The organism is Carboxylicivirga litoralis (genome assembly GCF_025499605.1).
GTDB classification, from domain to species: Bacteria; Bacteroidota; Bacteroidia; order Bacteroidales; family Marinilabiliaceae; genus Carboxylicivirga; species Carboxylicivirga litoralis.
The window spans coordinates 74,805-101,361 of record NZ_JAFMVC010000017.1 but is presented as its reverse complement, the minus strand read 5'-3'; the positions used below and the strand labels follow the sequence as shown (position 1 = coordinate 101,361).

Sequence of the window (26,557 nt, the reverse complement as noted above, 5' to 3'; positions counted from 1 at the left end):
TTTTTATAAAGCACAAATACAGTGGTTTAGAAGCATTTCATTGACGAATAGTTAATGTGTAATTGACCATTGAACAGGCCAATGTGTTGAAAATATAGGGCAGGAGTCGTAACTTTTATCAAAACGATCCGATGAAGTTGCCTCATTCATACTACAATCCCTTGTCGCTAGCCGGAACCGTTATTAGTGGTTTCGCACTTGTTTTAATTGTTTTATCCTTTTTGTTTTCTGTTATTTTTGATGCAGGCAGTTCCTATCTGGGGCTGTTTACCTACATTCTTTTGCCGGTTATATTAATCATGGGCTTGTTGTTGATCCCGATTGGGATGTACAGGGCCGTTAAGCGGGCAAAGCGCCTTAATGAGCCTGTATCTACCCGTTGGCTTGTCATTGATTTTAATGATCCGCGATACCGAAATGCAGCGGCCATATTTGTAATAGGAACGGTTGTCTTTATGCTGATTACTGCCGTTGGTAGCTACGAAGCCTATCACTATACCGAATCGGTTGAGTTCTGTGGGCAGGTGTGCCACAATGTGATGAAACCTGAGTACATCACCTATATGAATTCATCTCATGCCCGGGTGGCTTGTGTTGAATGTCACGTAGGGCAGGGGGCTAACTGGTATGTTAAATCCAAATTGTCGGGTTTGTACCAGGTCTATGCTGTTGTAGCCGATAATTATCCGAGGCCGATACTCACACCAATCAGTGATCTTCGTCCGGCCAAAGAAACCTGTGAAGAATGTCACTGGCCCGAAAAGTTTTATACGCCGCGAATGCAGTTCGAACGGCATTTCTTGTCCGATTCAGCCAACACGCAATGGGATATCCAGTTGTTGATTAAAACCAACAGTCAGCACAGTGCCAACAACCTGGTGGAAGGCATTCATTGGCACATTAACCCCAACGTGCGCATTGAATACATTGCTGAAGATGAAAGCCGGGAAGTTTTACCCTGGGTGCGTTCCGTGAATCTGGCAACGGGCGATACAATGGTGTATGAGGATAGCTGGGCTCCGCTGGATTCGGCCACCATTGCTGCTGCCAAGCCGCGGGTAATGGATTGTATGGATTGTCATAACCGGCCTTCGCACAATTACCTGTTGCCCCAGCAGTTTGTGGATGTGGCCATGGCTTCGGGCAATATTCCTTTTCTTCCGGAAATAAAGCGCGTCGCGATGGGTATTTTAAAAGATCCATATCCGACCGAAGACGCTGCCTTGTCGGTAATTAAGACCGAAATAAGTAAGTTTTACCAGGGAAATTATCCCGGGATACCCGCTGCAAGTGTTGATAAAGCCATTGCTGGCGTGTCTGATGGTTTCAGACGCAATGTGTTTCCTGAGATGAAAGCCAGCTGGGATGTGTATTCCGATCATATCGGGCATGTTGAATACAATGGCTGTTTCAGGTGCCATAACGATACGCACATGAGTTCGACTAATGACAAGATTACGCGTGATTGTAATGCCTGCCACACTATATTAAAGCAGGGAAGACCAGGCGAAGAAGAATTTTCAGGCGGAAGCGAACCGCTGCCATTTAAGCATCCGGTGGATATCGATGAAGTTTGGAAAGAGTCGCTGTGCACAGATTGCCATCGTTACTTATATTTGTAATAGGATGGCCATTAAAAAATCTCCCTTTACAAGGTGTATAGGGAGATTTTTCTATTTGTCATTTCGTTGTTTCGTAAGAAAACTACAGCGTGATTACTTTATCGGCATCACTTTGCAAGGTGATGATATCGGGCATGGTACCTTTAATACCCGCCACAGGCTCAATGTTGTAATAATTTAGGCAGGTGGTGCAAGCTATTAGTTTACAACCTTTCTGTTCTAAATTTAATAGTTCCTCTTTATAACCATTGGATTCATCCAGCACTTTAACTCCCTCATTGTAAAATACTATTATTGAAGGAAGTCTGTTGTCTTCAGCAATAAGTCTAAGATACGTTTTTAGTAATTTGTGCGAAAGTTCTTGAGCGCCACTTCCCATACCATTTCGGGTTATCTGCAGTAGGTCAGTTAATTTTTTCATTTGAATAATTTTTAAGTATCAAAGGTATTGAAAACAGCTGATTTATCGGGTAAATATTCGATTTACTCTAGTCATAATTGAGATGAATAGGAGTGGAACTTTAAAACCACAAATCCAGCTTTTCCACCCGCCTTATGACAGCGCTTTGGCTTCTGCCTAGTAGTAAGGCAATTTCTTTTACTGTTTTGCCTTGGATGAACAACTGTTTCAATTCGGCTTCTTCCATTTTTGACCACAATTGATTGCTCCGCTGTGGTTTAGTTTTAACAGTCTTGGGTTTAAGCGACAGGTTAAGGTTATTACTTACCGTATTAAAATCATGAATTTGATAGGAGGAAGGTAGTAGATGGATAGGCAGGTGCAGCTTTGATTTAGTCCGCGTGGCGGCCACATACAGCAGGTTAATTTCTTCTGCCACCGCTTCTGGATTAATTTCCTGCGCTTTTATGGCTTCTTTAGCATCAATTATCTGCTGTTCATTAATAAAATCATCCATAATAAACACCTGGTCGTATTCCATGCCTTTGGCTTTATGAACAGTTGAGAATACCATGTCGGCCTTGTCTTTATCAGCTTCATCTACACAACATTCTTTAATGCGGCTGATAAAATACGGGATGTCTTTGTGGTATTTTTCCACTAAATCAACTAAAGCTTTTAATGAGGTGTCTGAAGTTTCTTCCAGGTAGTCTTTTAAGTGGTCGAAGCTTGGTATTGATTTAATAAGGTCATCTTTAATTAAATGGCGTTGGTTGTTATATAAATTCAATACATCGTAAATGGAACCGCCGTCTTCAGAGAAAGTGTAGGAGCTCAGCTGTCCTTCAAAATATATTTTGCTGAGTTCTTTTTGCTGGATGAGTAGTTCAATAGCGCGAGATACGAGTTTACTGTTGGAGCGGGCTAAGGTAACACGACTATTAATTGGTTGATGTGTACCCAGGCCTTGTAAACATACTTTGCTATTTTGGCCAATGTGTGTTTTAAGCTGAAGGATGGATTTCGATAGCCGCGCCACTTCCTGGTTAAATCGAAAGCTCTTGCTTAAATCCATTGTTTGAAAATCAACTTGCTGAAGGGCATTGGTGGCAAAGCGCCAGCCATATATTTGCTGATGCTGGTCACCAATAATAATTTTATTGGCCGGCTGCTTGATAAATGCTGCCAGCATGGCACCTGATGCATCTTGTCCTTCGTCAAATAATATATAGTCGTATGAAAGTACGGGTTGGCTAAGTTGGAACTGTTTCAGGTAAAAATCGTGGATAATATCTACTTCGCCTTTGTGCATTTTTGCCAGGAAGAGACGGGTGTAATGCACTATCAACTCATGGTTTTCGGTGGCAAATGCCAGGCTCTCCAGGTCGCTTAGTGTTTCCAGATAGTTGATTTCAGCCACTTTCTGAGCCATGGAGTTGCAAAAATAGCGTACAAATCGATAGACATGGCTGGCCAGCTTGAGATGTGATAAATCGCCTGCTTTTGGTCTGATGTTTAGTATTGCTACAATTTCATGCGGCTTATAATCAAAGCGTATTTTGTGGCGCTGATAAGGCGCTGTATACTTGTAAGCCAATGAGTGGGCTGTTTCAACCCGCACATTGCTTAAACTCATCTGACTTAGTTTATACTCAGCCTCAAGTTTAACCGATTTGTTAAAAGCCAGGTATAAAATAGGTGATTTAGGTCGCCTTTGAGCATACTGAAGAATGGTAGTTGTTTTGCCAGAGCCAGCAACCGCATTGACTTTTAAGTTACCTTCGTGCGCTATTATTTGTTCCTGTTCGTCGGTTAGTTGCACTTGATAAAAGAGAAAAGTGAAAAATTAAAATAGAAAACATCGTTCTAATAATCTAATTACCTATCGACCTTCCGATCTATTGACCTAAACACTACCAAACACTCGCTTTAAGATATCATTGACCCTGGCCATGGGGTCTTTACGAATGTGTGCCTCTTCTTCGGCAATCTTAATAAAAAGACCATTGAGTGCTTGTTCTGTCAAATAGGCATCCAAATCAACATTTACCGTATTAAGTCCGGCCATTTGTCCAAGCGGATTACCAGCAATTTTATTCCATTTGCCAGTCAGTGTTTCCCATGACATATTAGGCGATATGCCCGCTGCAATCTCTTTATCTAATGAAGCTTGAATACGTGGATTGTATAGTTTAAATAACTCATCGTAAGTTGTTGTCTTTAAGTACTGAGTAGCAGCATCCTTTTCGCCGTTTAAAATATTAAAAGCATCTGTGATACTCATTTGTTTAATGGCGCCCCAAAAGACAGGACCGGCATCTTTGGCAGCATCTTCGGCCGCCCGATTGATATGCATCACCACATCTTCAATCACTTTTTCGCCACCTGGTATTTTTGAGGCATTTTTTACGATGATATCGGCTTCTTCGGGTAAAAGAATCTTCACCAGGTCATCGCCATAATAACCATTGGTATGGCCCAAATGAGCAGATGCAGAATCCGTTCCAACTCTAAGGGCTTCTTTTAATCCGGTTGCTACATCTGTTTCAGTTAAAGGAGCAGATGCTTCGTAGGCATCAATTACGGCAGTTAACTCGGCACAAGCGCTTAGGGTTAGTATGGACAGAAAGTAAATGATTCTTTTCATGGAATTTATGTTTATGGCGATTATCTTCTTGATTTGAAATTGTTTTTCTTATGTTTCGAAAATTGTTTCGGCTTATTTCTTTTGCCTTTGGCGTGTTTGACTGGTTCTTTGTTTTCTTTTTCAGGGAATAACTTTTTAAGCATGTCAAACCGTTTAAAGCTTTTAAGGCGTTCTTTGATTTTTTCTTGATACTCTTTTTTGTACCAAAACAAGTACATGCGTTGCTGTAATTTTTCGTTTTTAGTACGAGGGGTATAGGTTTCTTCCAGCGTATACGGATGGACGCCGGAATAATAGATAACCGTAGCTACCGTCATAGGAGTAGGCGTAAAATCCTGTACCTGTTCCAGTTTAAAATCCATGTCATGGGTTTCGCAGGCCAGGTTAGCCATGTCCAGTTCTTCACTTCCCGGATGACTAGAAATAAAATAGGGAATAATCTGCTGGTTAAGTTGTTTGGTTTTGTTAATGCGGTCAAAATCTGCTTTAAACTTATGAAATAGTTTAAATGTTGGCTTGCGCATAATCTTCAATACCTGGTCGGAGGTATGTTCGGGGGCTACCTTTAATCGTCCGGAAACATGATTGACAATCAGCTCTTCCATATAGGCTTTATGGCTTTTTTGCTCATCCGCTGAGGCCATTGGGTTGTATAACATGTCGTAGCGCACACCACTGCCAATAAAAGCTTTCTTAATATCTTCCCGTTGGTTAACTGACTTGTAAATATCAGTCATCTCACTGTGATCGGTATTGAGGTTGGTGCAAATATTCGGATGAATACATGACGGGCGTGTGCAACGTTGACAAATGCGTAGGTTTTTGCCTTCCATCTTGTACATGTTAGCACTTGGCCCGCCTAGGTCAGATAAATAGCCTTTAAAGCCTGGCATTTGAGCAATTTCATCCACTTCTTTCAATATGCTTTCTTTGGAACGGGATGCGATAAATTTGCCCTGGTGCGCCGAGATGGTGCAAAAGCTACAGCCGCCGAAGCATCCGCGATGCATGTTGACAGAAAACTTAATCATTTCAAAAGCCGGAATGGGGCCTTTGGCCACATAGCGCGGGTGAGGTAGGCGCGTGTAGGGTAAATCAAAAGAAGCATCTAGTTCTCCCGTGGACATAGGGGGATAAGGCGGATTAATTACAATTTTACTATCGCCAATGGTTTGTATTAATCGTGCAGCATTCCAGCGATTGGACTCTTCCTCCACGTGGCGAAAGTTTCTGGCATAGTTCAATTTGTCGTCCAGGCATTCTTCGTGCGAATGAAGCTCTAAATCTTTCCAGTTCTTATTTTTGGGTAAAGGTGCTTCTTGATCCAGTAAAAAAGCTGTTTGCGGAATGGTTTTCAGGCTTTCAACAGGCACCCCGCGGTCGATCAGGCGGATGATTTCTAATAAAGGCTGTTCGCCCATGCCATAGACCAATAAATCGGCTTTGGATTCTGCTAAAATACTGGGTTTAAGTTTGTCGGCCCAATAGTCATAATGAGTTACACGTCGCAATGAAGCTTCAATGCCACCCAGTAAAACTGGTACATCCGGATACAGCTCCTTTAAAATATTACAATAGACTGCAGAGGCATAATCAGGTCGTTGTCCTGCTCGTCCATCTGGTGTATAAGCATCATCAGAGCGTAACCGTCGATTGGCTGTATAGTGATTCACCATTGAATCCATAGCACCGGCCGTCACGCCAAAAAAATAGTTGGGGCGACCCAGTTTTTTAAAGTCGCGTAAATCATCGCGCCAGTTAGGTTGTGGGATTATGGCTACACGTAGTCCATGTGCTTCTAACATACGACCAACCACAGCGGCACCGAAGGCAGGATGATCCACATAAGCATCACCCGTAAATAAAATAACATCAACACTGTCCCAACCGCGTCTTTCTACCTCTTTGGCTGATGTTGGCAGCCAATCTTCCATCTTTCTCCGATTGTTATCGGTGCTTCGTTCTGTTTTTATCATATCGTTGGCAAATGTAGCTGAATTTTAATTATCTTGCTTTCTCATTCGTTTCGTTGCTTTAATTTAAAAGCAGCTTTATGAAAGAATAACCACTAAAAGAGTTAAAGGTTTTTTTTTATATTTTAAAACCAATGTTAACTTTGTAATGAAAAATTTGGCCATGACAGATCCAAATAGCGAATTAATTGTTGAGTTAAAGGATAAAATAAACAGACTTGTTCAGCAGTACCAAAGCTTGAAGTCGGAGGTGCAACTGTTGGAGGATGAGAAGAGAAGATTAACAAGTCAATTGGAGACTGCTTCCAATGAATATAATAATTTGGAGCAGCGATTCAACAATTTAAAACTATCGAAAGAATTGGTAGCCGGAAGCACAGAGGCTAGCGATACAAAAAAACGGATCAGTCAGATTGTGCGGGAAATTGATAAGTGTATTGCACTATTGAATCGTTAAGCAAGTTAAATGGAAGATAAATTATCTATACGCGTTAATATTGCCGACAGGTATTATCCATTACGAATTGATCGTAATGATGAAGAGCGCATCCGTTTAGCAGCTAAACTCATTAATGAAAAGGTTTCACAATATAAGCAACGTTATTCAGATAAAGATGTACAGGATTTTTTGGCAATGGCTACTTTGCAGTACGTCATTAAATTATTAGAGCTGGAAAACCGTCATGATGTGGATCCATTCATTGCTTTGGTTCGCGATTTAAATGAGCAATTAGATAATGTATTGACTGAAAAAACAGATAAAGTTTTGTAGTTAAGACATTGTAATTTTGAAGTTTACCCGTATTATTTGTTTTGTTACTTTAGTTAGTGAAAAGACATGATAATGCGGTTTTGTTATATATATAAATGCGATAATATGGAATTACCATTAGTAATAGGAATCGCAATTGGAGCACTATTGTTGGGTGGTTTGGTTACATGGCTGATAATAACCAAAGCATTAAAAAACAGGAGTGAACGAGTTGTGAGAGAGGCAGAAGCGGAAGCGGAAGTCATTAGAAAAGATAAAATACTACAAGCTAAAGAAAAGTTTCTTCAGCTGCGTACAGAGCATGAGAAGGAAATTAATTCTCGTAACTCTAAAATGGTGAATGCTGAAAACAAGATGAAGCAAAAAGAATCGGCTTTATCTCAGCGCATCGAAGAAAACAATCGTAAGAAAAAAGAAGTAGAGGCGATTCGTGAAAACCTGACAGCTCAATTAGAAATTGTTGAGAAAAAGACGGAAGAGGTTAATAAGGCGCACAAGCAACAGGTTGAGCAGTTGGAAGCTATTTCGGGTATGTCGGGCGATGAAGCCAAAGAAATGCTGATTGAAAGCCTGAAGGCAGAAGCCAAAACGGAAGCCATGTCGTACATCAACGACATTATGGACGATGCTAAAATTAATGCCAATAAAGAGGCTAAACGCATCGTGCTTCAAACAGTTCAGCGTGTAGCAACCGAAACGGCTATCGAGAATTCAGTCACTATCTTCCATATCGATTCAGACGAGATGAAAGGCCGTATTATTGGTCGTGAAGGCCGTAATATCAGGGCTTTGGAAGCTGCTACCGGTGTTGAAATCATTGTGGATGACACGCCCGAGGCCATTGTGCTTTCAGCTTTTGACCCCATGCGCCGTGAGATTGCCCGTTTGGCGTTACATCAACTGGTAACAGATGGTCGTATTCACCCGGCTCGCATCGAAGAGGTAGTAAATAAGGTGCGTAAACAGGTTGAAGAGGAGATTTTGGAAACAGGTAAGCGAACAGCTATTGATTTAGGTATTCATGGTCTTCATTCAGAACTAATCAAATTAGTTGGTAAAATGAAGTACCGTTCATCATACGGGCAAAACCTGTTACAGCACTCGCGCGAAACAGCTAACCTTTGTGGTATTATGGCATCAGAACTTGGTTTAAATGCCAAAAGAGCTAAACGTGCCGGTTTATTGCATGATATTGGTAAAGTGTCGGATGAAGATCCGGAACTACCACACGCTATTTTAGGTATGAAGCTGGCAGAGAAGTACAAAGAGAAAGCTGATATTTGTAATGCTATCGGAGCTCACCACGATGAAGTAGAGATGACAACCATGATATCACCAATTGTTCAGGTTTGTGATGCTATTTCAGGAGCTCGTCCGGGGGCACGCCGCGAAATTGTAGAAGCTTATATCAAGCGTTTGAAAGATTTAGAAAATCTGGCTCTGTCGTATCCAGGTGTTCTTAAAACATATGCTATCCAGGCAGGGCGTGAATTGCGCGTAATTGTTGGAGCTGAGAAGACATCGGATAAAGAGGCAGAAGAGTTGTCATACGATATTGCCCGTAAGATTCAAACTGAAATGACCTATCCGGGTCAGGTGAAGATAACGGTGATTCGTGAGACACGCGCTATTAGTTATGCAAAATAGTTCATTAGGCCGATAGCAGGAAAGAGTACAAAAAAGCGACCACTGGTCGCTTTTTTTATACTCTTATATTCAGTCCACAATATTTATTGATAATTGTTGAATGTTTTTGTCCCTGCTTTACTACTTTTACATGATAAAGACAGACAGAATGAGCAGAATACTTGAAAATAAAAAAGTACTTGTAACAGGGGGAGCCGGATTTATAGGTTCAAACCTTTGTGAGAAACTATTGACTCAAAATAACCATGTGGTTTGCCTGGATAACTTTGCAACTGGTAAGCGCGAGAATATAGCTCCATTTCTATCTCATGAAAACTTCACATTAATTGAGGGGGATATTCGCAATATTAATGATTGCACTAAGGCTGTAGATGGAGTAGAAGTGGTGCTGCATCAGGCCGCCCTTGGTTCTGTTCCGCGTTCAATAAAAGACCCGATTACTTCCAATGAGGTTAATGTCTCCGGTTTTCTTAATGTATTGATTGCTGCACGTGATAATGGTGTAAAACGAATTATATATGCGGCCAGTTCATCAACTTATGGCGACAGTACTAATCTGCCCAAGGTTGAAGATGTGATTGGCAAACCTTTATCTCCATATGCTATTACTAAATATGTCAATGAATTATATGCCGATGTGTTTGCCAAACTTTACGATATGCAAATCATAGGACTACGGTATTTTAATGTGTTTGGCCGACGCCAGGATCCGGATGGTGCTTATGCCGCTGTTATTCCCAAATTTGTAAAGTCATTAATTAACCATGAATCACCCACTGTTAATGGTGATGGAACGTATTCGCGTGATTTTACTTACATCGATAATGTAGTGCAGGCTAATGAGCTGGCAGCCACAACTGATAAACTTAACGCAATTAATACGGTTTACAATGTGGCTTTTGGAGAGCGAACCACGCTTAATGAGTTGATTGGCTATTTACAAAGGTATTTAAGCGACTTTGATGCTGAGATAGCTAATGTTGAAATTAAACATGGACCTGAACGTGCGGGCGATATCCCTCATAGTTTGGCATCGATTGCGAAAGCAGAAGAACGATTGGGCTATCAACCAAAATATAATATTAAAAGTGGCTTAAAAGAGGCAATAGGTTGGTATTGGGAGAATTTGAAATAAGATTAAAATCATGAATCGAGATTATTTCAGTTCATTTTTCTGCTAGTATGCTTCAAAAAATTATATTTGTGTAAAATTTAAACCTATGATCAAAAAAATTACAAAAACTTTAGCCCTTAGTTTTTTACTAATCGGAGTATTCGCTTGTGGAAGTGATAGTGAAGGGCCGGATACAGAAGGACCTTCAGTTGATATTACAACGCCGAATGAGACAGATACATACAAAAGAGGCACTGCACTACCATTAAATGCCAAATTTACAGATAACAAAGAGTTGGCAAAATGTATCATTTCAATTTCTTACGTTACACCAGCTTCTTCTGCTGCACAACTAAAAGGTATTGGAACACCATGGACACCTGCTGAGAATGGTGATACTGAAGTGATTAATTTTACAGAGAAAAAAGAGCAAACTGTTACAATTTCAATGCTATTTGGACAAGAAATTGAAGCAGCTTGTTTAAGTGGTGATTATAAGCTTAAGTTTGAAATGACAGATGCTGAAGGTAATGCAACCACAGAAGAAATTACCATTAAAATTGGCGGATAAGCTTCAATATTAATGAATGATATTAAAGGGCTTCGGCCCTTTTTTTAGATTTATACTTTAATAAAAGACCATTATGTACGATTTTGATAAGATAATTGAGCGCTCAGGAACCAATGCCTATAAATTGGATTTAAGGGAAAAGTACTTTGGCACCGATGACCTTGTACCCTTGTGGGTTGCCGATATGGATTTTGCTGCTCCGCCCGAGGTTCAGGATGCTATCAAATCGCGTGCAGCTCACGAAATATATGGTTATACCATCAGAAAAGACGAGTTTACTGATGCGATTGTTGATTGGTGTTCCTATAAACATCAGTGGAATATTAAAAATGACTGGATAGAGTATTCGCCTGGGGTGGTGCCGGCTTTGGTTTTTTCGGTGTTAGCGTTTTCTAACCCGGGAGATGGTGTTATTATCAATACGCCGGTTTATCCGCCATTTTATTCAGTCATTGCCGATAATGATCGAAAAGTAATCAAGAATGTTTTAGTGAATAACAATGGACGTTATGAAATTGATTATGATCTGCTGGAGCAACAAGCAGCTGACAAATCTACGAAGCTTTTCTTACTGTGTTCGCCTCATAATCCGGTTGGAAGGGTTTGGAGTGAGGAGGAGTTATTGAAAATCCAGACTATTTGTCAAAAGCACAATGTGCTGGTGTTGGCCGATGAAATTCATTCTGATTTAGCTTTGTTCAATAATAAGCATATTCCTTTTGCTTCAATTTCAGATGATGCCGCGCAGAATAGCATTTCTTTTATGGCACCTTCGAAGACTTTTAATATTGCAGGTTTCAGCACGTCGTATGTGGTAGCAGCCAACCCGACACTGCTGGAAGCATACCGTAAAGTGCAGAACAGGTTGCAATTGCACATGGGACATTTATTTAGTGGTGTAGCTCTAACTGCAGCATATAATTTAGGAAGAGACTGGTTAAAGGAGCTCACAGCTTATTTGGAAGGCAACATTCTGTTTGTTGAAGAGTTTTTAAGAGAAAATTTGCCTGAGTTAAGTTTTTTCAGACCAGAGGCTACCTATTTAATTTGGATTAACTTTAAGGATTGGGGGTTGAGCCAAAAGCAATTAAGGCAATTTATGGCCAATGAGGCGAAGGTTGGTTTAAATGATGGCGTTTCGTTTGGTATGGAAGGAGCAGGTTACATGCGTATGAACGTAGCGAGCCCACGTGCGACTTTAGAAAAAGCCCTGAACCAGATTGTGGAAGCACGTACTAAGCAAAACGTCTAATGTTTAATTAGAACAGGTTTTACTGATGAAGTACTTCTTACTTTGCATGTTTGTATTCACGCTATATGGCTGTGGTGTATATCTCGAATATCCGCCAATTGGTAATAATATGCAATGGAAGTTGATACAATACAACGATACCGCTGTTTATCGTTTGGCAAAGAAGGGGGCTTTAATTGATTCGGTTGTTGATATGACGAATCAAGACGTTTATTACCCAGATGACCAACAGTCGTTTATGTTGTTAGCTTCGAAGCTTGAGCCCGGAATAAATGAGGTGTCTCTCGACTTTTATTCCGAAGGAAAGAGAAAGCGCTCCAATGAAAGGCTTTACATGGTTTCTGATGTTGAGCCCCTTCAGGTTGAATTAGACGATTACTATATTTTGAAGCACGATGAAGAGGCATTTACACAAGGTTTACTTTATTGGAATGATTATTTGTATGAATCAACGGGGCTGGTTGGTAAGTCATCATTGCGCATCATCAATCCTGAAAATGGTGATGTAATTCAGAAGCTTCAACTTGATTCTGCAATTTTTGCAGAAGGCATGGCATTAGATGACAATATCTTGCATGTACTGACCTGGAAAGATGGCCTGGTATATCAGTTTAATCATAATTTGGAACAATTAAGTGTTCATTCGTACCGACAAGAAGGATGGGGGCTAACAAGTGTTCATGATCAACTTGTTGCCTCGGATGGTTCCAATGTGTTATATTTTTTGTCCAATAGCTATAAGGTAGCTTCAACAATTCAGGTTTTTAACCACCGTGGTCCAGTCCATTATATTAATGAATTAGAGTATATTAATGGTATGCTTTGGGCCAATGTGCTCGGCAATGATAAAATCATCGTTATTAATCCTTCAAATGGCAAGGTAGAAGTTGAAATCGATGCTTCCAACTGTATCAATCGTCATCGCTATCCCGATGCCGGAGTGCTTAATGGAATTGCTTTTGATGCAGACAAGGAGCTGGTGTATTTAACCGGTAAAAATTGGCCTCACCTTATCGTTTGCCGACTAATGTCCTTTGATAAATCGAATAATTAAGCTATGTTTGTTAACAATTGTTAACAGTTAGTTTAGGGAAAAATTCAACCTCGTAATGCTCAAGTTTGCATCTAAGATATTTATTACTCTTGTCATGCTAAGCTATCAAGTAACTTACGCCCAGTCAGGTGTTAAGGAATTTGATTTGCTGCTAAATATATTGCCAGAGCTGGATGGCGACAATGACGGAATGCCCGATGATAATTTCATTAGACTCAATAGAGATGGTAAAATTATTCGCCTTTCAGTCAACCATATTATCACCAGAGATTCATTAATTGCCGATTTATCATTTTTACCTTTCCTTGAGCAATTGGATTTATCGAGCAACCACCTTAGTTATTTAAAGCTTATAATTGGAAAAAAGAATTCACTTAAGGTGTTGGATTTGAGTGAGAATGACTTGGTTGAGCTAGATGTTAACTTTAAAGATTTAAACCGTTTGCAAGAACTGGAATTATCAGGCAATCAGTTAAAACACTTTGTGCATGATTTTGCGAGCGACAACAAGCTCCGGAGACTAAATATTATTAAAAATCAGCTTGAAGAAATTAATATTGATTTCCAGAAGCTTAGTAAATTGGAAGTACTGTTATTAAGCTACAATCAAATTGAAGACTTTAAGCATGCATCGGGCTACAATAGCCGTCTGCATACCCTGTTTATTGATCACAATAAGCTCATTAACTTCAATAATGATTTAAATAAGTTTGTTAACCTAAGGGAGTTAAATTTATCATCCAATCGCTTACAGACTTTCACCCCCAACTTAAGCGGATGTAAAGCACTTGAACGACTAGCCTTAAGTAACAATGAATTGAGCCACTTTAGTTACGATTTATCAGCCTGTAAGCGTTTGGCTGGTTTGTATTTAGCATCAAACCGCATTCAGGAGTTTAATAGTAATTTAAAAGGTTGTGCAGAGCTTCAGGTAATTGACTTATCGTTTAACGACTTAAGGTACTTTAGTGGAGATTTTAAGAGTAATCCAAAGTTATTTAAGCTTTTGCTTAACTCTAATTATATATCAGAACTTAATCTTGATTTAAGACATTCTAAAGAACTTAGAGAGTTAGATTTATGGGGAAATAACTTGTATAAATTTGATGTTAACATTAATTATTGTCGAAACCTGGAAGTACTGAACCTGGGTAATAATAATCTTGAATTCTTTGCACCAAGTTTACGATACAATACCAGGTTAAATAAACTGTTTTTAGGGAATAACCGCTTGTCGGTGTTTAATCAGCAATTGCAAAATCACAAACAACTGGAGATTTTGGTATTAAGAAATAATCAGTTGTATGAGTTTTCAGCACAGTTGAACCGTTGTTCGGCTTTGGTTAATGTTGATTTATCCAATAATCAGCTAACTTATTTTGAGTATAATCTGATGACATGTCCAAATCTTAAGTATTTGGATATTAGTAATAATAGAGTGTCTGACTTCCAAATTGACTTCAAACGTAATTGGCAGTTAGAAGCGCTGCGATTAAATGGTAATGAAATTAATAGTTTTGATGCGCAATTATTTCATTGCCCTAATTTGAAAGAAATTGATTTATCGGATAATCAGCTGCAACAGTTCGAAATAGATTTATTGAACCAGCACAGGTTAGAGGTTTTAGCACTTCATCACAACCATCTTAAAGAAGTTAATCTTAAATTATTTAATTGCCGTGAACTGAAAGTGCTCGATTTGTCTTATAACCAACTGGATACTTTTAAATTAGATTTAAGAGCTAATCATAAGCTGGAAATATTAAACCTTTCGAATAATCAGTTGACTAAGTTTTCTGATTTGAAAGTCAATGGTTTTCGAACTAAAGTATTGGATTTGAGCTACAATAAGTTAAGTCATCCGAATATTAACTTCTATCTGTTTCCTCAATTACGAGAGCTTAACTTACGCGGTAATTATATCTCGCGCTTTAATTATAATTTGCGAAACAATGAGCAATTGGTATACCTTGATTTGGGTGAGAACTATTTGAGTCACATTGAGAGTAAGCTCAATTATTGTCCGCGTTTACGCTATTTGGTATTGGATAATAATGATTTTAAGCAGTTTGCGCACAACCTGGATAGTTGCAAGTTTTTACATACACTTGATTTGAGTCATAACCGAATTGAATATATCGGCACACCAATAGGAAAAATGCGCAAGCTTCGACAACTGAATTTATCACATAATAACTTGTACGACATTCCTTTTTCGTTTAAAAATCTCACAGAGCTAAGATATTTAAATTTAAGTCATAATTACATCAGTTTTTTAGATAATGGCTTGGATATATGCTATAACCTTGAGGTAATGCTGTTGAATGATAATCGTCTGGTACAATTCGATATTGAGTTTGACGACTTATTTTACTTAACTGAAATTGATTTATCGGCTAATGAACTTTTCTTTTTTGTAGCCAATTTATCCAATAGTTTCAACTTGAGGCGATTAGATTTTTCAGATAATAATATTGCTTTATTAAAACTCGATTTGAATGAATGCTGGTTTTTTGAAACACTTGATGCATCAAACAATATCATTGAACAAGCTTATTTCGATTTTAAAGGATGCTCCTTAATTAAGGACATTAACCTGAGCACGAATAAAATTAAAACCCTGGATTTAAATTTGGAATGGAGCCCATATTTGAAGAATTTATTTTTAGATAATAATTTGTTGAGCGAATTAGATCTAAGATTATCGATGGGAGTGGAATTGGATTCTCTGACTTTAAATGATAATCATCTTTCACTCGATTTTCTGATTGGTGCCAGTAAGACATATGGAAGATCAGCTAGTTTCTTTAGTTATAAAAATCAGTATTCGCCAGGTTTGTTGAAGTGGCAAAAAGTAAATTCGAGTCAGAGTGTTTATTCGCTCATGGCACGAATTGAAGACTTGCAAATTGATTGGTATTTCAATAATAAACTAGTTAAAGGCGAATCAAATCAATTGGTGATAAATAACAAATACACCGGGGTGATTGAGTGTGTTATTGGTCATCCGGAATTGCCAGGTTTAAATTATTCCTACCAGGCGTATTTGAACATTGATGTGCCTAAGGAGCAAATTATGGCGCTTTCCAGTTTTTATAACGAGTTACAAGGAGATAAGTGGAATAGTAATCATGGTTGGAATCAGATTAAACGCGGGAAGCGACTTTCCAAGTCTTTCATGGCACTATACGGTATCCGTTTTGATAAAGACGGAAATGTTATAGACATTTCTTTGCCAGATAATCACTTAAGGGGTTATTTGCCAGGTGATTTTAAAGCTTTTACCGAATTGCAACATGTTGATGTTTCAAATAATGAAATTGCAGGTGTATTAGCTGATAATATTTTTAGTAAGCAATTGGCAAGTATTAATTTGTCTGGTAATCTGTTTCGGGAGTTTAATGTGGATTTAAGTAATTTAAATCAACTGATTGAGTTTGATATTAGTTCAAATCACTTGAGTTCATTTGAGCCATTATACGCTGGTGAAATGGCATTACGAAATCTAAATATTAGTCATAATCGCCTGGATAGTATTCGGTATAAGGTGTATTCGCCCGATTTGCAATTCTTTTCGTTGGAAGATAACAACCTTCAGAAGCTGAACTTGGATTTAACTGCTTGCCTCAAACTGGATACCCTTAATCTGTCGATGAACTATTTGAAGTTTGAGGATTTAACACCATTGCTATATAATTTACCTAAAAAGGTAGGAAAGCTGATAACCGGACAGCAGAAGGTAAAATATAAACTGGCTTACGATAATGGGGTTAGAGCTGTATATGTTAACGATGTGATGGATAAAACGAACACCATCAAGTGGTACAAAGCAGGAGAGGCCGTAAAAACACAAAGGCCTTATATTGGTCTTAAGAGTGAATATTATCGCGATTATTCAGCCTATATAGAAAATCCATTTTTCCCTGGGACGTCTATTGAAGCTGTGTGGTAATATAATCTAGCTTCTTATATAAGCAATACTAACTTCATTTCCGAATTATAGTTGGTGAACCAAGCTGTAATCGATGCGTTGTGGCTGATTTTCATCGTTTAATGACACCATGATAAAGTTGCTCTCAATGGCTAATTCGCGCTCCTGATTATACATGTTTTCTGTAAAAATCTGCACCTGAATAGTCAGGCGAACAGCTCCGGCTTTTATCACGCGCGCAACAACTTCTATAATTGAATTTGGTTTCACTGCTTTTAGAAACTTAATTGCAGTAGTATTGGCAGTAAACATACGTTGTCGCGTAAAACGTGTAGCTGAGATATAGGCAGCTTCGTCCATCCATTGCATGGCTTTGCCACCAAACAAGCTATTATTGGCATTGAGTGTTTCGGGAAATATTGCTTTACAAATGCGTGTTTCGCTGATATTAAAGAACTCTTCCATAAATTTATTTGTAATTTGAATGCAAAAATAAGATTCGTAATGAACATTTGTTCATTATAATTAATAAATTTGTGCAATCTTTTTAAAATAATTTCATGCCACGTCCTAAACGAAAAAGACTAATTGAGCATCCACCTCCAATTGATGGCTTTAAGCCATTTGGTGTACCAATTCAAAATCTGGAACCTGTTATATTGTTATATGAAGAATATGAAGCTATGCGTTTGGCTGATTACGAAGGGATGAATCAAGAGCAGGCAGCAGAAAAAATGCAGGTTTCGCGACCTACGTTTACACGTATTTATGACAGGGCCAGAAGAAATGTTGCAAAAGCCTTTGTGGAAGGCAAAGCTTTGATGATTGAAGGAGGAGATTTTCATTCGGAGAATTACTGGTATAAATGTGAGGCATGTCAGAAGTTAAACGTGAGTGATTTAGAGATGGTTAATTGCAGGTATTGTCAAGCTAATAGTTTACGTCTGATAAACGGATAAATCATGGAATTAGAGCAAAAAGGATCATGTATTTGTGTGAAATGTGATATTAAAATTCCTCACTATAAAGGTCAGCCATGTCGTGAGCAAACTTGTGAAAGGTGTGGAGGGCCGTTAATGCGGGAAGGAAGTTATCATCATCAGTTATATTTAAAAAAGATAGGAGACAAAAGTTATGAAAATGGCAATTCCAACCAGGGGTGAAAGGGTTGACAGTCACTTTGGGCATTGTGAAGCGTATACTGTTTATACAGTAGAAAACAATCAAATTGTAGGTTCAGAGTCTGTGCCGTCGCCTCAAGGCTGTGGGTGCAAAACCAATATCATCCCGGAATTAAAGGAACGCGGTGTTGAAGTAATGCTGGCTGGTAACATGGGAGCCGGAGCCTTAAATAAGATTGAACAAAATGGTATTAAAGTGGTAAGGGGCTGTCAGGGAACGACAAAAGAGGTTGCAGAAGCCTACTTGCGCAACGAAGTTGTAGACTCTGGCATTGGGTGCGAGCATACGCATGACGACGGACACCAGTGTGCACATTAATTAAAGCTTGAGTTATGAATGTATGAAGGCTGCCAATGGCAGCCTTTATTTTTTTACAGCTGTCTGATAGGTTTCAAGTGCTCTTTTTCTAGCCATAACATGTTCTACCATTGGTTTGGGGTAGGATGTGGTATCGAACTCTTCAATCCATTGTCGCACATAACTGAAATCCGGATCAAATTTACGCTGTTGTTCTGTCGGATTAAATATTCGAAAGTAGGGGGCTGCATCGCAGCCAGTTCCAGCTGCCCACTGCCAATTGCCGTTGTTGGAAGCCAATTCATAATCAAGCAATTTATTGGCAAAATATGCTTCTCCCCATCGCCAGTCAATTAAAAGATGCTTGCACAAAAAACTGGCACAAACCATTCGCACACGGTTATGCATACAACCAGTTGTGTTTAATTGGCGCATGCCGGCATCCACCAACGGATAACCAGTTTGCCCCTGGCACCAACGTTCAAATTCGACTTCATTATTTCGCCACTTGATATCATCGTATTGCTTCCTAAAACTCTGGGTGACAACGTAAGGAAAGTGGAATAGAATCTGCATGAAGAACTCACGCCAGATTAGTTCACTTAAAAAAACAGTATGTTCCATTTTTAATTGAAGTAGTATCTGACGCACGCTAACTGTGCCAAAGCGTAAATGTGGTCCTAAATAACTTGTACTATCCAGGTAAGGAAAATCACGTTCTTCGGCATATCTATCGATGGATAATAATGTATAATCAGGCACATTGATGCATGAGTTTCTAAAACCAATTAATTCGATAGGTGGAAAGTTAAAATCTTGCTGTAAAAAGTTATCTGATATACCTGATTCTGAATCTAGTTTTATGTGTTTAAAGTGTTTGAGCCATTGTTTTTTATAAGGTGTATATACAGTATAAGGTGAAGCATCCTTTTTTAATATTTCATGGGCTTCAAATACAACATGATCCTTATAATTTATGACATTTATTGATTGCTTTTGCAGAAAATCTGTTACGAATTTATCGCGTTTAATTGCATAAGGTTCATAATCGCGATTAAAATGCACTGATTCGATATTAAATTCCTCTGCGAGTTCCTGAAAAATATCTATAGGATTACCGTACTTAATAAGAACGCTGCTTTTGTAATTTAGCTTCAGTTTCTTATTTATGTGCTGTAACTGTTTGTGAATGAAATTGACCCGGGCGTCATTTGGGGCTAATTCATCCAGTATATTGGTGTCAAATATAAACAAAGGAAGCACAGGTGATTGGCCCTTAAGAGCCGTATTTAAGGCTGTATTATCCTCTAAACGCAAGTCGCGTCGAAACCAATGAATAGTAATGTCTTGCTTCATTTAGTTATTTTTTAGCATGGCCTTTAAGGCAGATTGAAGAAAAGCGGTGGAATACATATGAGAATAGGTAGTTACACCTGTTAGTAGACTCTACTTCCTTTTAAAAGCAACAAAAAGCCACATTGTTCACTAATAATTAAATATTAATAAACAATATTGCCAGCTATTTCTTTTGGAAACGTTCAATAACAGGATGAAGAAAAACTGCGGCTAAAATGACTAAAGTGCCTATATAAAAGCCACCTGACATAAACTCGCTTTGTCCAAAAATGGCAAATGCCAGTAAAATACCGTAAACAGGCTCCATGTTAATGGCTAGCACAACTGTATAAGCCGATAGTACCTTCATCACATCAACTGCCACCACAAAGGCATAAGCTGTACATGCAATTCCCAAAATCAAAATATAGATGATGTCAGTGGTCGTTGGCATGAGTAGATTGTATGGTAATACATCAATAAACAGAAGGAAGAAACCAATGCTTATAAAGCCACTAATCATTTCATAAAAACTGATTGTTACCGGGTGGTGCTTATTGATAAATAATTTGTTAAGTACTGTAAATAATCCTGCTAAAAAAGCAGATATCAAGGCAGTTATGATACCTTCCCAGTAATCTAGCTCAAATTGAAAAATTAAATATAGTCCTCCAATGATTAGCAGACCAATAAATACTTCGAGCCATTTAATTTTTTTTCGGAAGATGATAGGTTCCAGAAAACTGGCAAAAAGTGTTGTAGAGGCCATACATCCAAGCGTCACTGATACATTAGATATTTTTACGGCATGAAAAAAAGTAATCCAGTGGAAAGCCACTACAATACCAACACCCATTATTTTTAGAATGTTGTATCGGCCTATTTTTACCGGTATTTGTTTATACCAAATAAAGCCACCCAAAACAATGAGAGCAATCAACATGCGGTACCAAACCATCTGAGGAGCCGGCAAGGTGATTAATTTTCCTAAAATTGCTGTAAAACCATACAATAAAACAACAAAATGGAGTTTTAAGTGGTTCTTTAAAAGTGCACTCATACGTGTTAAATAAAAAGGTGCTATTGTTTGGGCAAAAATAGAAATACTTTCGATGTAACGCATTAATTTTGTATTTCATCGTTTATAAATAAGGATATAACTTTATCACACTATAATTTTAAGCTGATTATGAATAAAATAGCATTTAAATGGACTGCTGGCTTTAGTTTGTTACTCGCACTTACACTGTTGTATTCGTGTTCTACTGTACCAATTACCGGGCGAAAGCAGTTGAACCTGGTGTCTGATTCAGAAATGATGGGCATGAGTTTTAGTCAGTACGATCAATTTTTGAAGGAGAATAAGTTATCGGCTAATAAACAACAAGTTGAGATGGTGAGGCGCTGTGGGAAACGCATTGCTGATGCCGTTGAAAAGTATATGCGGGATAACGGTCATGCCAACCACATTGCGGGTTTTGAGTGGGAGTTTAATTTAGTTGAAGACGATACACCCAATGCCTGGTGTATGCCAGGAGGCAAAGTTGTGTTTTATACCGGTATTCTTCCTTTTACTCAAGATGAAGAAGGAATGGCTGTTGTAATGGGACACGAAATTGCTCACGCAGTTGCCAAACACGGTAATGAACGCATGAGTAACCAAATGGCGGTTCAAATGGGAGGTACAGCTCTTTCAGTGGCGGTTGACGAAAAGCCAGAGGAAACGAAAGCTATTTATATGGCTGCATTTGGTTTAGGTGCGCAATATGGTTTTATGTTACCTTATTCGCGTACGCATGAGACTGAGGCTGATAAAATGGGGCTTATATTTATGGCCATGGCAGGATATAACCCGGAGGTAGCAGTTGATTTTTGGGGTCGCATGGCAGCTTCAGGAGGACAAAAGCCGCCTGAGTTTATGAGTACGCACCCGGCCGATGAGACACGCATAAAAAATTTGCAAGCCTTTATGCCCGAAGCAATGAAATACTACAAAAAATAACAAGTAAGAAAGCGTTCTGAGAAGAGCGCTTTTTTCTTTTAAAAATTATAGCCCAAACTAACAGAGGGAGCAACAAATGTGTCTAAACCAAAAATGGCATTGGCTCCTGCGCGTATAACCAAGCCGCCGGCTTTTTGATAGCGATACATCATTGGAAGAAAAATACCATAGGCCACTAGGTTATTATCTTCATAGGTATAATCGTTGATGCTTAAAATGGCACCTGCACCAAACTCCAGGTGATGATGTTTTAAGCTTGCAGTCAACCAATTGATAGAAAAGGGAATGTTGGTTGTTCTGTCAAAATCAGTAGAAATACCAATACGTATTGATAGGCGATAGAGCTTATCCAGATAGCGTTCATAGTTTAATGAAGGATAGCCAAAATTATACTTGGCGGTATTCATTAGAAATCCCTCAAAATACACGGCATTGCTTTTAAAACCAGTGTGTTCATTAAAGGAAACTTCATTGTCCTGGCTATATCCAGCTGTGCAAATCAGGCATAGTAGTAAGCCCAGCGTTAACAATTTTCTTTTCATAAAATGCTTAGTTGGCAATTAAAAGTGTGAGAACTAAGTTTATTATGTTGCGTCATACTAATTATTACCTTTAAGGTTACAGTAATTGTGTAATACGTTACTTATTTGTTCTTTGTGTAAATAAGAGAAGATGCAAATTAGATTATTTATTTGGTAAATGACACTAAATGTGAATTTTAGATACTAAGAATAACTATAATTGAAAAGTAGTTTATGAAACACAGGTGTAAATGGAGTTTAGGTTCAGAGTTGTATGTGGCTTACCACGATGAAGAATGGGGTGTTCCCTTGCATGATGATGATAAGTTATTTGAGTTTCTTATTCTTGAAGGCTTTCAAGCAGGTTTAAGCTGGTCAACAATTCTGAATAAACGAGAGGCTTTCAAGGAAGCATTTGATGGCTTTGATGCTAAAATAATTGCTGAATATAACGATACTAAAGTGTCTGAATTACTGCAAAATGCAGGAATTATAAGGAATAGACTGAAAATTAAGGCGGCCATTAAAAATGCAAGGACTTTTCTGCGCATTCAAAAAGAATGTGGCAGTTTTGATAAATATATCTGGCAGTTCGTTAATTATCAGACCATTCAAAACCATTTTGAAAACGAATCGGATATTCCAGCCACGACCAACCTGTCTGATAAGATGAGCAAACAACTCAAAAAGGATGGTTTTTCTTTTGTAGGCAGCACTATCTGTTATGCATTCATGCAAGCTACAGGAATGGTCAATGATCATACTACGAGTTGCTTTCGTTATAAGAAGTGTCGTTCCATAAGCGATCAGGCTTTATCTGATTAATTTTAATGCGCATTATGGTGTATAAACTACGAACTAATGTGTATTTTTAAACTTCAACATAATTCTACTAAATAATGACTGTTAGAAAACTATTGAGTTTAGCCTTGCTTTTTATTGTGGTGTTCAGCTTGCGTGCTGAATCATCGGATAGCCTGAAAACACAGGTTTATACCTATAAAATTTTCCGCGAGATTGGCAGTACGTCATGGATTCATACACAAGAAGCTTTTGCTGAAGCCAAAGCCATGAATGCCGATGTGATTTTGCTACACATGAATACTTACGGAGGGCAGGTCGTATTTGCCGATTCTATTCGAACGAAGATATTAAACAGCGATATTCCGGTTCATGTGTTTATTGATAATAATGCCGCTTCGGCTGGCGCATTGATTTCAATAGCTTGCGACAGCATCTACATGCGTCCCGGAGCCAATATTGGTGCTGCTACAGTGGTGAATCAGAGTGGGGAGAAAATGCCGGATAAATACCAGTCGTATATGCGGTCAACCATTCGGGCCACTGCCGAAGCACACGGGAAAGACACGATTGTATCGGGCAAAGACACGACCTATGTATGGCGTCGCGACCCGCATATTGCCGAGGCCATGGTGGATGAAAGTATTTACATTGAAAATGTAGTTGATACAGGTAAAATACTAACATTTACCACCTTGGAGGCTATCGAGAATGGTTTTTGCGAAGGACAGGCCAATAACATTGACGATGTGCTGAAGCAGTTAAAAATATACGATTACGAAATGACCACTTTCAAACCTTCATTTTACGATGGACTAAAGGGTTTGCTGACGAGTCCCATACTTCAGGGGATTCTGATTTTGGTGATTATGGGAGGCATCTATTTTGAACTGCAAACGCCGGGAGTAGGTTTTCCGTTGTTGGCAGCAACCATAGCCGCTGTGCTTTACTTCTCGCCACTTTATATCGATGGTTTAGCCGATAATTGGGAAATCATCCTATTCATTATCGGATTGGTGCTGATCGGCCTCGAAGTGTTTGTGATACCTGGTTTTGGCGTAGCAGGGGTGTCGGGTATCATCCTGGTTGTAGGTGGTTTAACCTTAAGTTTACTGGATAACGACTTATTTAATTTCGATGGCGTTGGTTTCAATAAGCTTCTGGAAGCGATGGGAATTGTCCTATCCGGCTTATTTGGGTCCTTTTTAGCCATTATTTATCTCAGTAAGAAATTACTGTCATCATCCACATTTGGAGCGAAAATAGCCTTGCAAACTGAGGAAAACGTGGAGTTGGGTTATATTGGTGTGGAAGCATCGCTTGGCGAATTGGTAGGCGAAGAAGCTGCGGCGTTTACCAGTTTAAGGCCATCGGGCAAAATAATAATTGATGATGAGCAATACGATGCCGTGGCAGAGACGGGCTATATTGAAAAAGGAACCAAAGTGAAAGTCACCCGTTTCTTGCATGGTCAATTGTATGTGAGAGCTCAAAAATAAGCCGCAATGCTTTGCGATAAATCAATAAATAAGTATTATTGCGGAATAGAATTGAAAAAATGACAAATCAACTGTTTCATACGTATTGGTGGCGTTGCTCTACTTTTTAAACAAGTGGAACAGTAGGTATATGTCTTAAAAATATAGAAGCCGCAGGAATTCCACCTGCGGCTTTTCTTTTAATAAATTACTAATAAAGAGCCTTTGGGGCTCATAAACTTAAATGAATGAATAAATCACTTTTAAACGGTGAGGTAATGCCCAACGCAGAAGGTTTCTTCGGCGAATACGGTGGTCGTTTTGTGCCGCCAATGCTGGAGCCAATCATGCAGGAGATTACCGACGCTTATGAAAAAATCAAAGACGATCCGGTGTTTAAAGAAGAGTTGTATTACCTTCAAAAACACTACACCGGCCGTCCTTCACCGGTATTCCATGCCAAAAACCTTTCTGATAAACTGGGCGGTGCGCAAATTTACCTCAAGCGCGAAGATTTAAATCACACGGGAGCACATAAAATCAACCATTGCTTAGGCGAAGCCCTTCTGGCTAAGAAGATGGGCAAGAAAAAGCTAATTGCCGAAACAGGTGCTGGTCAGCATGGCGTGGCCCTGGCAACCGCCGCCGCTTTGGTAGGATTGGAGTGCGATATTTATATGGGTGAAGTAGATATTTACAAGGAACACCCTAATGTGGTGAGGATGCGCATATTAGGGGCTAATGTTATTCCGGCCACGCATGGATTAAAGACATTAAAAGAAGCGGTTGACGCAGCTTTTGAAGCCTACCTGCAAGACCCGGTTAACCAACTGTATGCCATTGGTTCGGTGGTAGGTCCGCACCCGTTTCCAATGATGGTGCGCGATTTTCAGGCGGTGATAGGACGCGAAGCTAAAGAGCAGTTTCAGGACATGACCGGGCAATTGCCCGATAATCTGGTGGCCTGTGTGGGCGGTGGTTCCAATGCCATGGGATTGTTCTCAGCCTTTTTACAGGATGAAGGGGTGAATATTTACGGCGTTGAACCGGCTGGAACCAGCTTTAAAACCGGCGATCATGCAGCAACGCTCACCTTGGGGAAACCGGGTATGATTCATGGCTTCAAATGTTATTTGTTGCAAGATGAAAAGGGAGAACCTTCACCGGTTAATACCGTCGCATCGGGCCTGGATTATCCGGGCGTGGGACCGCAACATTCTTACCTGAAGGATATTGAGCGCGTTAATTATAAAACCATTAACGATAAAGAAGCCATTGATGCCTTTATGCAACTGGCACGACTAGAAGGGATTATTCCGGCTTTAGAAAGCTCGCATGCGGTGGCTTATGCCATGCAGCTAGCACCAACCTTAGCCAAAGACCAAACCATCTTAGTCAACCTCTCGGGACGAGGTGATAAGGACATAGACTATGTGGTTGAGAAGTTTGGTAAAGACTATGGGATAGAGGGATAGATAAAATTACCTTGAGTATAAATGCAAACCAGTCGGAGCTTTAAATCCTGACTGTTTTTTTTATGGGAATCTCTAATGTTTCATCCTGTTCAAGGCCTACGATTAAGTGAAACAGGATAGTTTGGTCTTATTCGTTGCTTGCAAAAAGGTGCCGCAGTTTGTTTTAAGCTAATTGTAGGCTCCGATTGGGATAAAACGCTTTGCGGCATCCCAAGTAATGACTCAGAATGTGTTACACAGTTTGTTTCACCTTATTTGTAGCCTACGAAAAGGAGTAGCAGCTTCTTTTGTACTTGTTGTAGTTTCCGTTTGGGGTAAAACGCTTTGCAGGACCTCAATCAAGGCCTCGGATGGTGTTCCGCAGTTTGTTTTACCTTTTTTGTAGCACTGGGTGAAGATGAAAACCTTGGTGTTACCCTTGTCAGATAGCTCAGGCAGGAGCAAAATACTTGTTCTTACGCTTCAGTACAATAAGAGTAATTT

23 protein-coding genes are annotated in these 26,557 nt (G+C 39.2%); 15 read left to right on the top strand and 8 right to left on the bottom strand.

The window, feature by feature from the left end; genetic code table 11:
• Positions 1–131 precede the first annotated feature (131 nt).
• A complete protein-coding gene (locus tag J1N10_RS15135; protein ID WP_262327569.1) occupies positions 132–1,622 on the top strand; it encodes a NapC/NirT family cytochrome c in 1,491 nt (496 codons plus the stop codon).
• Between the two features lie 82 nt (positions 1,623–1,704).
• Here J1N10_RS15135 and J1N10_RS15130 read toward each other — a convergent pair whose 3' ends face one another.
• From J1N10_RS15130 to J1N10_RS15115, 4 genes are all read right to left on the bottom strand, one after another.
• Entirely contained in the window at positions 1,705–2,043 is a 339-nt protein-coding gene (locus tag J1N10_RS15130) for a DsrE family protein (RefSeq protein WP_262327568.1), read from the bottom strand.
• A gap of 100 nt (positions 2,044–2,143) precedes the next feature.
• Entirely contained in the window at positions 2,144–3,844 is a 1,701-nt protein-coding gene (locus tag J1N10_RS15125) for a UvrD-helicase domain-containing protein (RefSeq protein ID WP_262327567.1), read from the bottom strand.
• A gap of 84 nt (positions 3,845–3,928) precedes the next feature.
• Positions 3,929–4,669 carry a DUF4197 domain-containing protein gene (locus tag J1N10_RS15120; RefSeq protein ID WP_262327566.1) on the bottom strand — a complete coding sequence of 247 codons (741 nt, stop codon included), beginning with the start codon at positions 4,667–4,669 and terminating at the stop codon, positions 3,929–3,931.
• Between the two features lie 20 nt (positions 4,670–4,689).
• Complete coding sequence (locus J1N10_RS15115; protein ID WP_262327565.1) at positions 4,690–6,645, bottom strand: YgiQ family radical SAM protein; 1,956 nt, start codon at positions 6,643–6,645, stop codon at positions 4,690–4,692.
• Between the two features lie 160 nt (positions 6,646–6,805).
• Here J1N10_RS15115 and J1N10_RS15110 point away from each other — a divergent pair, with 160 nt between their 5' ends.
• The 8 genes from J1N10_RS15110 (at position 6,806) to J1N10_RS15075 (ending at position 17,004) form a co-directional block, all read left to right on the top strand.
• Positions 6,806–7,099: a hypothetical protein gene (locus tag J1N10_RS15110; RefSeq protein WP_262327564.1), complete on the top strand. Its 294-nt coding sequence runs from the start codon at positions 6,806–6,808 to the stop codon at positions 7,097–7,099.
• A gap of 9 nt (positions 7,100–7,108) precedes the next feature.
• A complete protein-coding gene (locus J1N10_RS15105) occupies positions 7,109–7,414 on the top strand; it encodes a cell division protein ZapA (RefSeq protein WP_262327563.1) in 306 nt (101 codons plus the stop codon).
• A gap of 105 nt (positions 7,415–7,519) precedes the next feature.
• Positions 7,520–9,061 (top strand): ribonuclease Y, encoded by a 1,542-nt coding sequence (rny, locus tag J1N10_RS15100; protein ID WP_262327562.1) that lies wholly within the window; start codon positions 7,520–7,522, stop codon positions 9,059–9,061.
• Positions 9,062–9,209: 148 nt separating this feature from the next.
• Positions 9,210–10,196 carry an SDR family oxidoreductase gene (locus J1N10_RS15095; RefSeq protein ID WP_262327561.1) on the top strand — a complete coding sequence of 329 codons (987 nt, stop codon included), beginning with the start codon at positions 9,210–9,212 and terminating at the stop codon, positions 10,194–10,196.
• Positions 10,197–10,281: 85 nt separating this feature from the next.
• The gene (locus J1N10_RS15090) at positions 10,282–10,746 is read left to right on the top strand and encodes a DUF4625 domain-containing protein (protein ID WP_262327560.1); all 465 of its coding nucleotides are present in this window, start codon (positions 10,282–10,284) and stop codon (positions 10,744–10,746) included.
• A gap of 73 nt (positions 10,747–10,819) precedes the next feature.
• Positions 10,820–11,998, top strand: coding sequence for a MalY/PatB family protein (locus tag J1N10_RS15085; protein WP_262327559.1), 1,179 nt, complete (start codon positions 10,820–10,822; stop codon positions 11,996–11,998).
• A 25-nt stretch (positions 11,999–12,023) separates the two neighbouring features.
• Entirely contained in the window at positions 12,024–13,052 is a 1,029-nt protein-coding gene (locus J1N10_RS15080; protein ID WP_262327558.1) for a glutaminyl-peptide cyclotransferase, read from the top strand.
• Positions 13,053–13,146: 94 nt separating this feature from the next.
• Positions 13,147–17,004 carry a leucine-rich repeat domain-containing protein gene (locus tag J1N10_RS15075; RefSeq protein WP_262327557.1) on the top strand — a complete coding sequence of 1,286 codons (3,858 nt, stop codon included), beginning with the start codon at positions 13,147–13,149 and terminating at the stop codon, positions 17,002–17,004.
• 45 nt (positions 17,005–17,049) lie between these two features.
• On the opposite strand, the gene J1N10_RS15070 is transcribed toward J1N10_RS15075, so the two are convergent.
• A complete protein-coding gene (locus J1N10_RS15070; protein WP_262327556.1) occupies positions 17,050–17,448 on the bottom strand; it encodes an acyl-CoA thioesterase in 399 nt (132 codons plus the stop codon).
• 95 nt (positions 17,449–17,543) lie between these two features.
• Here J1N10_RS15070 and J1N10_RS15065 point away from each other — a divergent pair, with 95 nt between their 5' ends.
• Together J1N10_RS15065 and J1N10_RS15060 are read left to right on the top strand one after the other, a co-directional pair.
• Positions 17,544–17,942, top strand: a complete 399-nt coding sequence (locus tag J1N10_RS15065; protein ID WP_262327555.1) for a DUF134 domain-containing protein — start codon at positions 17,544–17,546, stop codon at positions 17,940–17,942.
• Positions 17,943–18,123: 181 nt separating this feature from the next.
• Entirely contained in the window at positions 18,124–18,483 is a 360-nt protein-coding gene (locus J1N10_RS15060; RefSeq protein WP_262327554.1) for a NifB/NifX family molybdenum-iron cluster-binding protein, read from the top strand.
• Positions 18,484–18,528: 45 nt separating this feature from the next.
• Here J1N10_RS15060 and J1N10_RS15055 read toward each other — a convergent pair whose 3' ends face one another.
• Both J1N10_RS15055 and J1N10_RS15050 read right to left on the bottom strand, forming a co-directional pair.
• Complete coding sequence (locus tag J1N10_RS15055; RefSeq protein WP_262327553.1) at positions 18,529–19,818, bottom strand: cryptochrome/photolyase family protein; 1,290 nt, start codon at positions 19,816–19,818, stop codon at positions 18,529–18,531.
• A 163-nt stretch (positions 19,819–19,981) separates the two neighbouring features.
• Positions 19,982–20,857: a DMT family transporter gene (locus tag J1N10_RS15050; protein WP_410053449.1), complete on the bottom strand. Its 876-nt coding sequence runs from the start codon at positions 20,855–20,857 to the stop codon at positions 19,982–19,984.
• A gap of 129 nt (positions 20,858–20,986) precedes the next feature.
• On the opposite strand from J1N10_RS15050, the gene J1N10_RS15045 reads away from it, so the two are divergent.
• Entirely contained in the window at positions 20,987–21,799 is an 813-nt protein-coding gene (locus tag J1N10_RS15045; RefSeq protein WP_262327551.1) for a M48 family metallopeptidase, read from the top strand.
• A 38-nt stretch (positions 21,800–21,837) separates the two neighbouring features.
• Here the strand turns inward: J1N10_RS15045 and J1N10_RS15040 are convergent, their stop codons facing one another.
• Positions 21,838–22,341, bottom strand: coding sequence for a hypothetical protein (locus J1N10_RS15040; protein ID WP_262327550.1), 504 nt, complete (start codon positions 22,339–22,341; stop codon positions 21,838–21,840).
• Between the two features lie 213 nt (positions 22,342–22,554).
• On the opposite strand from J1N10_RS15040, the gene J1N10_RS15035 reads away from it, so the two are divergent.
• From J1N10_RS15035 to trpB, 3 genes are all read left to right on the top strand, one after another.
• The gene (locus J1N10_RS15035) at positions 22,555–23,145 is read left to right on the top strand and encodes a DNA-3-methyladenine glycosylase I (protein WP_262327549.1); all 591 of its coding nucleotides are present in this window, start codon (positions 22,555–22,557) and stop codon (positions 23,143–23,145) included.
• 74 nt (positions 23,146–23,219) lie between these two features.
• A complete protein-coding gene (locus tag J1N10_RS15030) occupies positions 23,220–24,620 on the top strand; it encodes an NfeD family protein (RefSeq protein WP_262327548.1) in 1,401 nt (466 codons plus the stop codon).
• Positions 24,621–24,847: 227 nt separating this feature from the next.
• Positions 24,848–26,074, top strand: coding sequence for a tryptophan synthase subunit beta (gene trpB, locus J1N10_RS15025; RefSeq protein ID WP_262327547.1), 1,227 nt, complete (start codon positions 24,848–24,850; stop codon positions 26,072–26,074).
• Positions 26,075–26,557 lie beyond the last annotated feature (483 nt).

Excerpts from the sequence above, each read along its gene's own strand:
- J1N10_RS15135 (WP_262327569.1), top strand. The coding sequence starts at position 132 with ATGAAGTTGCCTCATTCATACTACAATCCCTTGTCGCTAGCCGGAACC.
- J1N10_RS15130 (WP_262327568.1), bottom strand. The coding sequence starts at position 2,043 with ATGAAAAAATTAACTGACCTACTGCAGATAACCCGAAATGGTATGGGA.
- J1N10_RS15120 (WP_262327566.1), bottom strand. The coding sequence starts at position 4,669 with ATGAAAAGAATCATTTACTTTCTGTCCATACTAACCCTAAGCGCTTGT.
- J1N10_RS15115 (WP_262327565.1), bottom strand. The coding sequence starts at position 6,645 with ATGATAAAAACAGAACGAAGCACCGATAACAATCGGAGAAAGATGGAA.
- J1N10_RS15110 (WP_262327564.1), top strand. The coding sequence starts at position 6,806 with ATGACAGATCCAAATAGCGAATTAATTGTTGAGTTAAAGGATAAAATA.
- J1N10_RS15105 (WP_262327563.1), top strand. The coding sequence starts at position 7,109 with ATGGAAGATAAATTATCTATACGCGTTAATATTGCCGACAGGTATTAT.
- rny (WP_262327562.1), top strand. The coding sequence starts at position 7,520 with ATGGAATTACCATTAGTAATAGGAATCGCAATTGGAGCACTATTGTTG.
- J1N10_RS15095 (WP_262327561.1), top strand. The coding sequence starts at position 9,210 with ATGAGCAGAATACTTGAAAATAAAAAAGTACTTGTAACAGGGGGAGCC.
- J1N10_RS15090 (WP_262327560.1), top strand. The coding sequence starts at position 10,282 with ATGATCAAAAAAATTACAAAAACTTTAGCCCTTAGTTTTTTACTAATC.
- J1N10_RS15085 (WP_262327559.1), top strand. The coding sequence starts at position 10,820 with ATGTACGATTTTGATAAGATAATTGAGCGCTCAGGAACCAATGCCTAT.
- J1N10_RS15080 (WP_262327558.1), top strand. The coding sequence starts at position 12,024 with ATGAAGTACTTCTTACTTTGCATGTTTGTATTCACGCTATATGGCTGT.
- J1N10_RS15075 (WP_262327557.1), top strand. The coding sequence starts at position 13,147 with ATGCTAAGCTATCAAGTAACTTACGCCCAGTCAGGTGTTAAGGAATTT.
- J1N10_RS15070 (WP_262327556.1), bottom strand. The coding sequence starts at position 17,448 with ATGGAAGAGTTCTTTAATATCAGCGAAACACGCATTTGTAAAGCAATA.
- J1N10_RS15065 (WP_262327555.1), top strand. The coding sequence starts at position 17,544 with ATGCCACGTCCTAAACGAAAAAGACTAATTGAGCATCCACCTCCAATT.
- J1N10_RS15060 (WP_262327554.1), top strand. The coding sequence starts at position 18,124 with ATGGCAATTCCAACCAGGGGTGAAAGGGTTGACAGTCACTTTGGGCAT.
- J1N10_RS15055 (WP_262327553.1), bottom strand. The coding sequence starts at position 19,818 with ATGAAGCAAGACATTACTATTCATTGGTTTCGACGCGACTTGCGTTTA.
- J1N10_RS15050 (WP_410053449.1), bottom strand. The coding sequence starts at position 20,857 with ATGAGTGCACTTTTAAAGAACCACTTAAAACTCCATTTTGTTGTTTTA.
- J1N10_RS15045 (WP_262327551.1), top strand. The coding sequence starts at position 20,987 with ATGAATAAAATAGCATTTAAATGGACTGCTGGCTTTAGTTTGTTACTC.
- J1N10_RS15040 (WP_262327550.1), bottom strand. The coding sequence starts at position 22,341 with ATGAAAAGAAAATTGTTAACGCTGGGCTTACTACTATGCCTGATTTGC.
- J1N10_RS15035 (WP_262327549.1), top strand. The coding sequence starts at position 22,555 with ATGAAACACAGGTGTAAATGGAGTTTAGGTTCAGAGTTGTATGTGGCT.
- J1N10_RS15030 (WP_262327548.1), top strand. The coding sequence starts at position 23,220 with ATGACTGTTAGAAAACTATTGAGTTTAGCCTTGCTTTTTATTGTGGTG.
- trpB (WP_262327547.1), top strand. The coding sequence starts at position 24,848 with ATGAATAAATCACTTTTAAACGGTGAGGTAATGCCCAACGCAGAAGGT.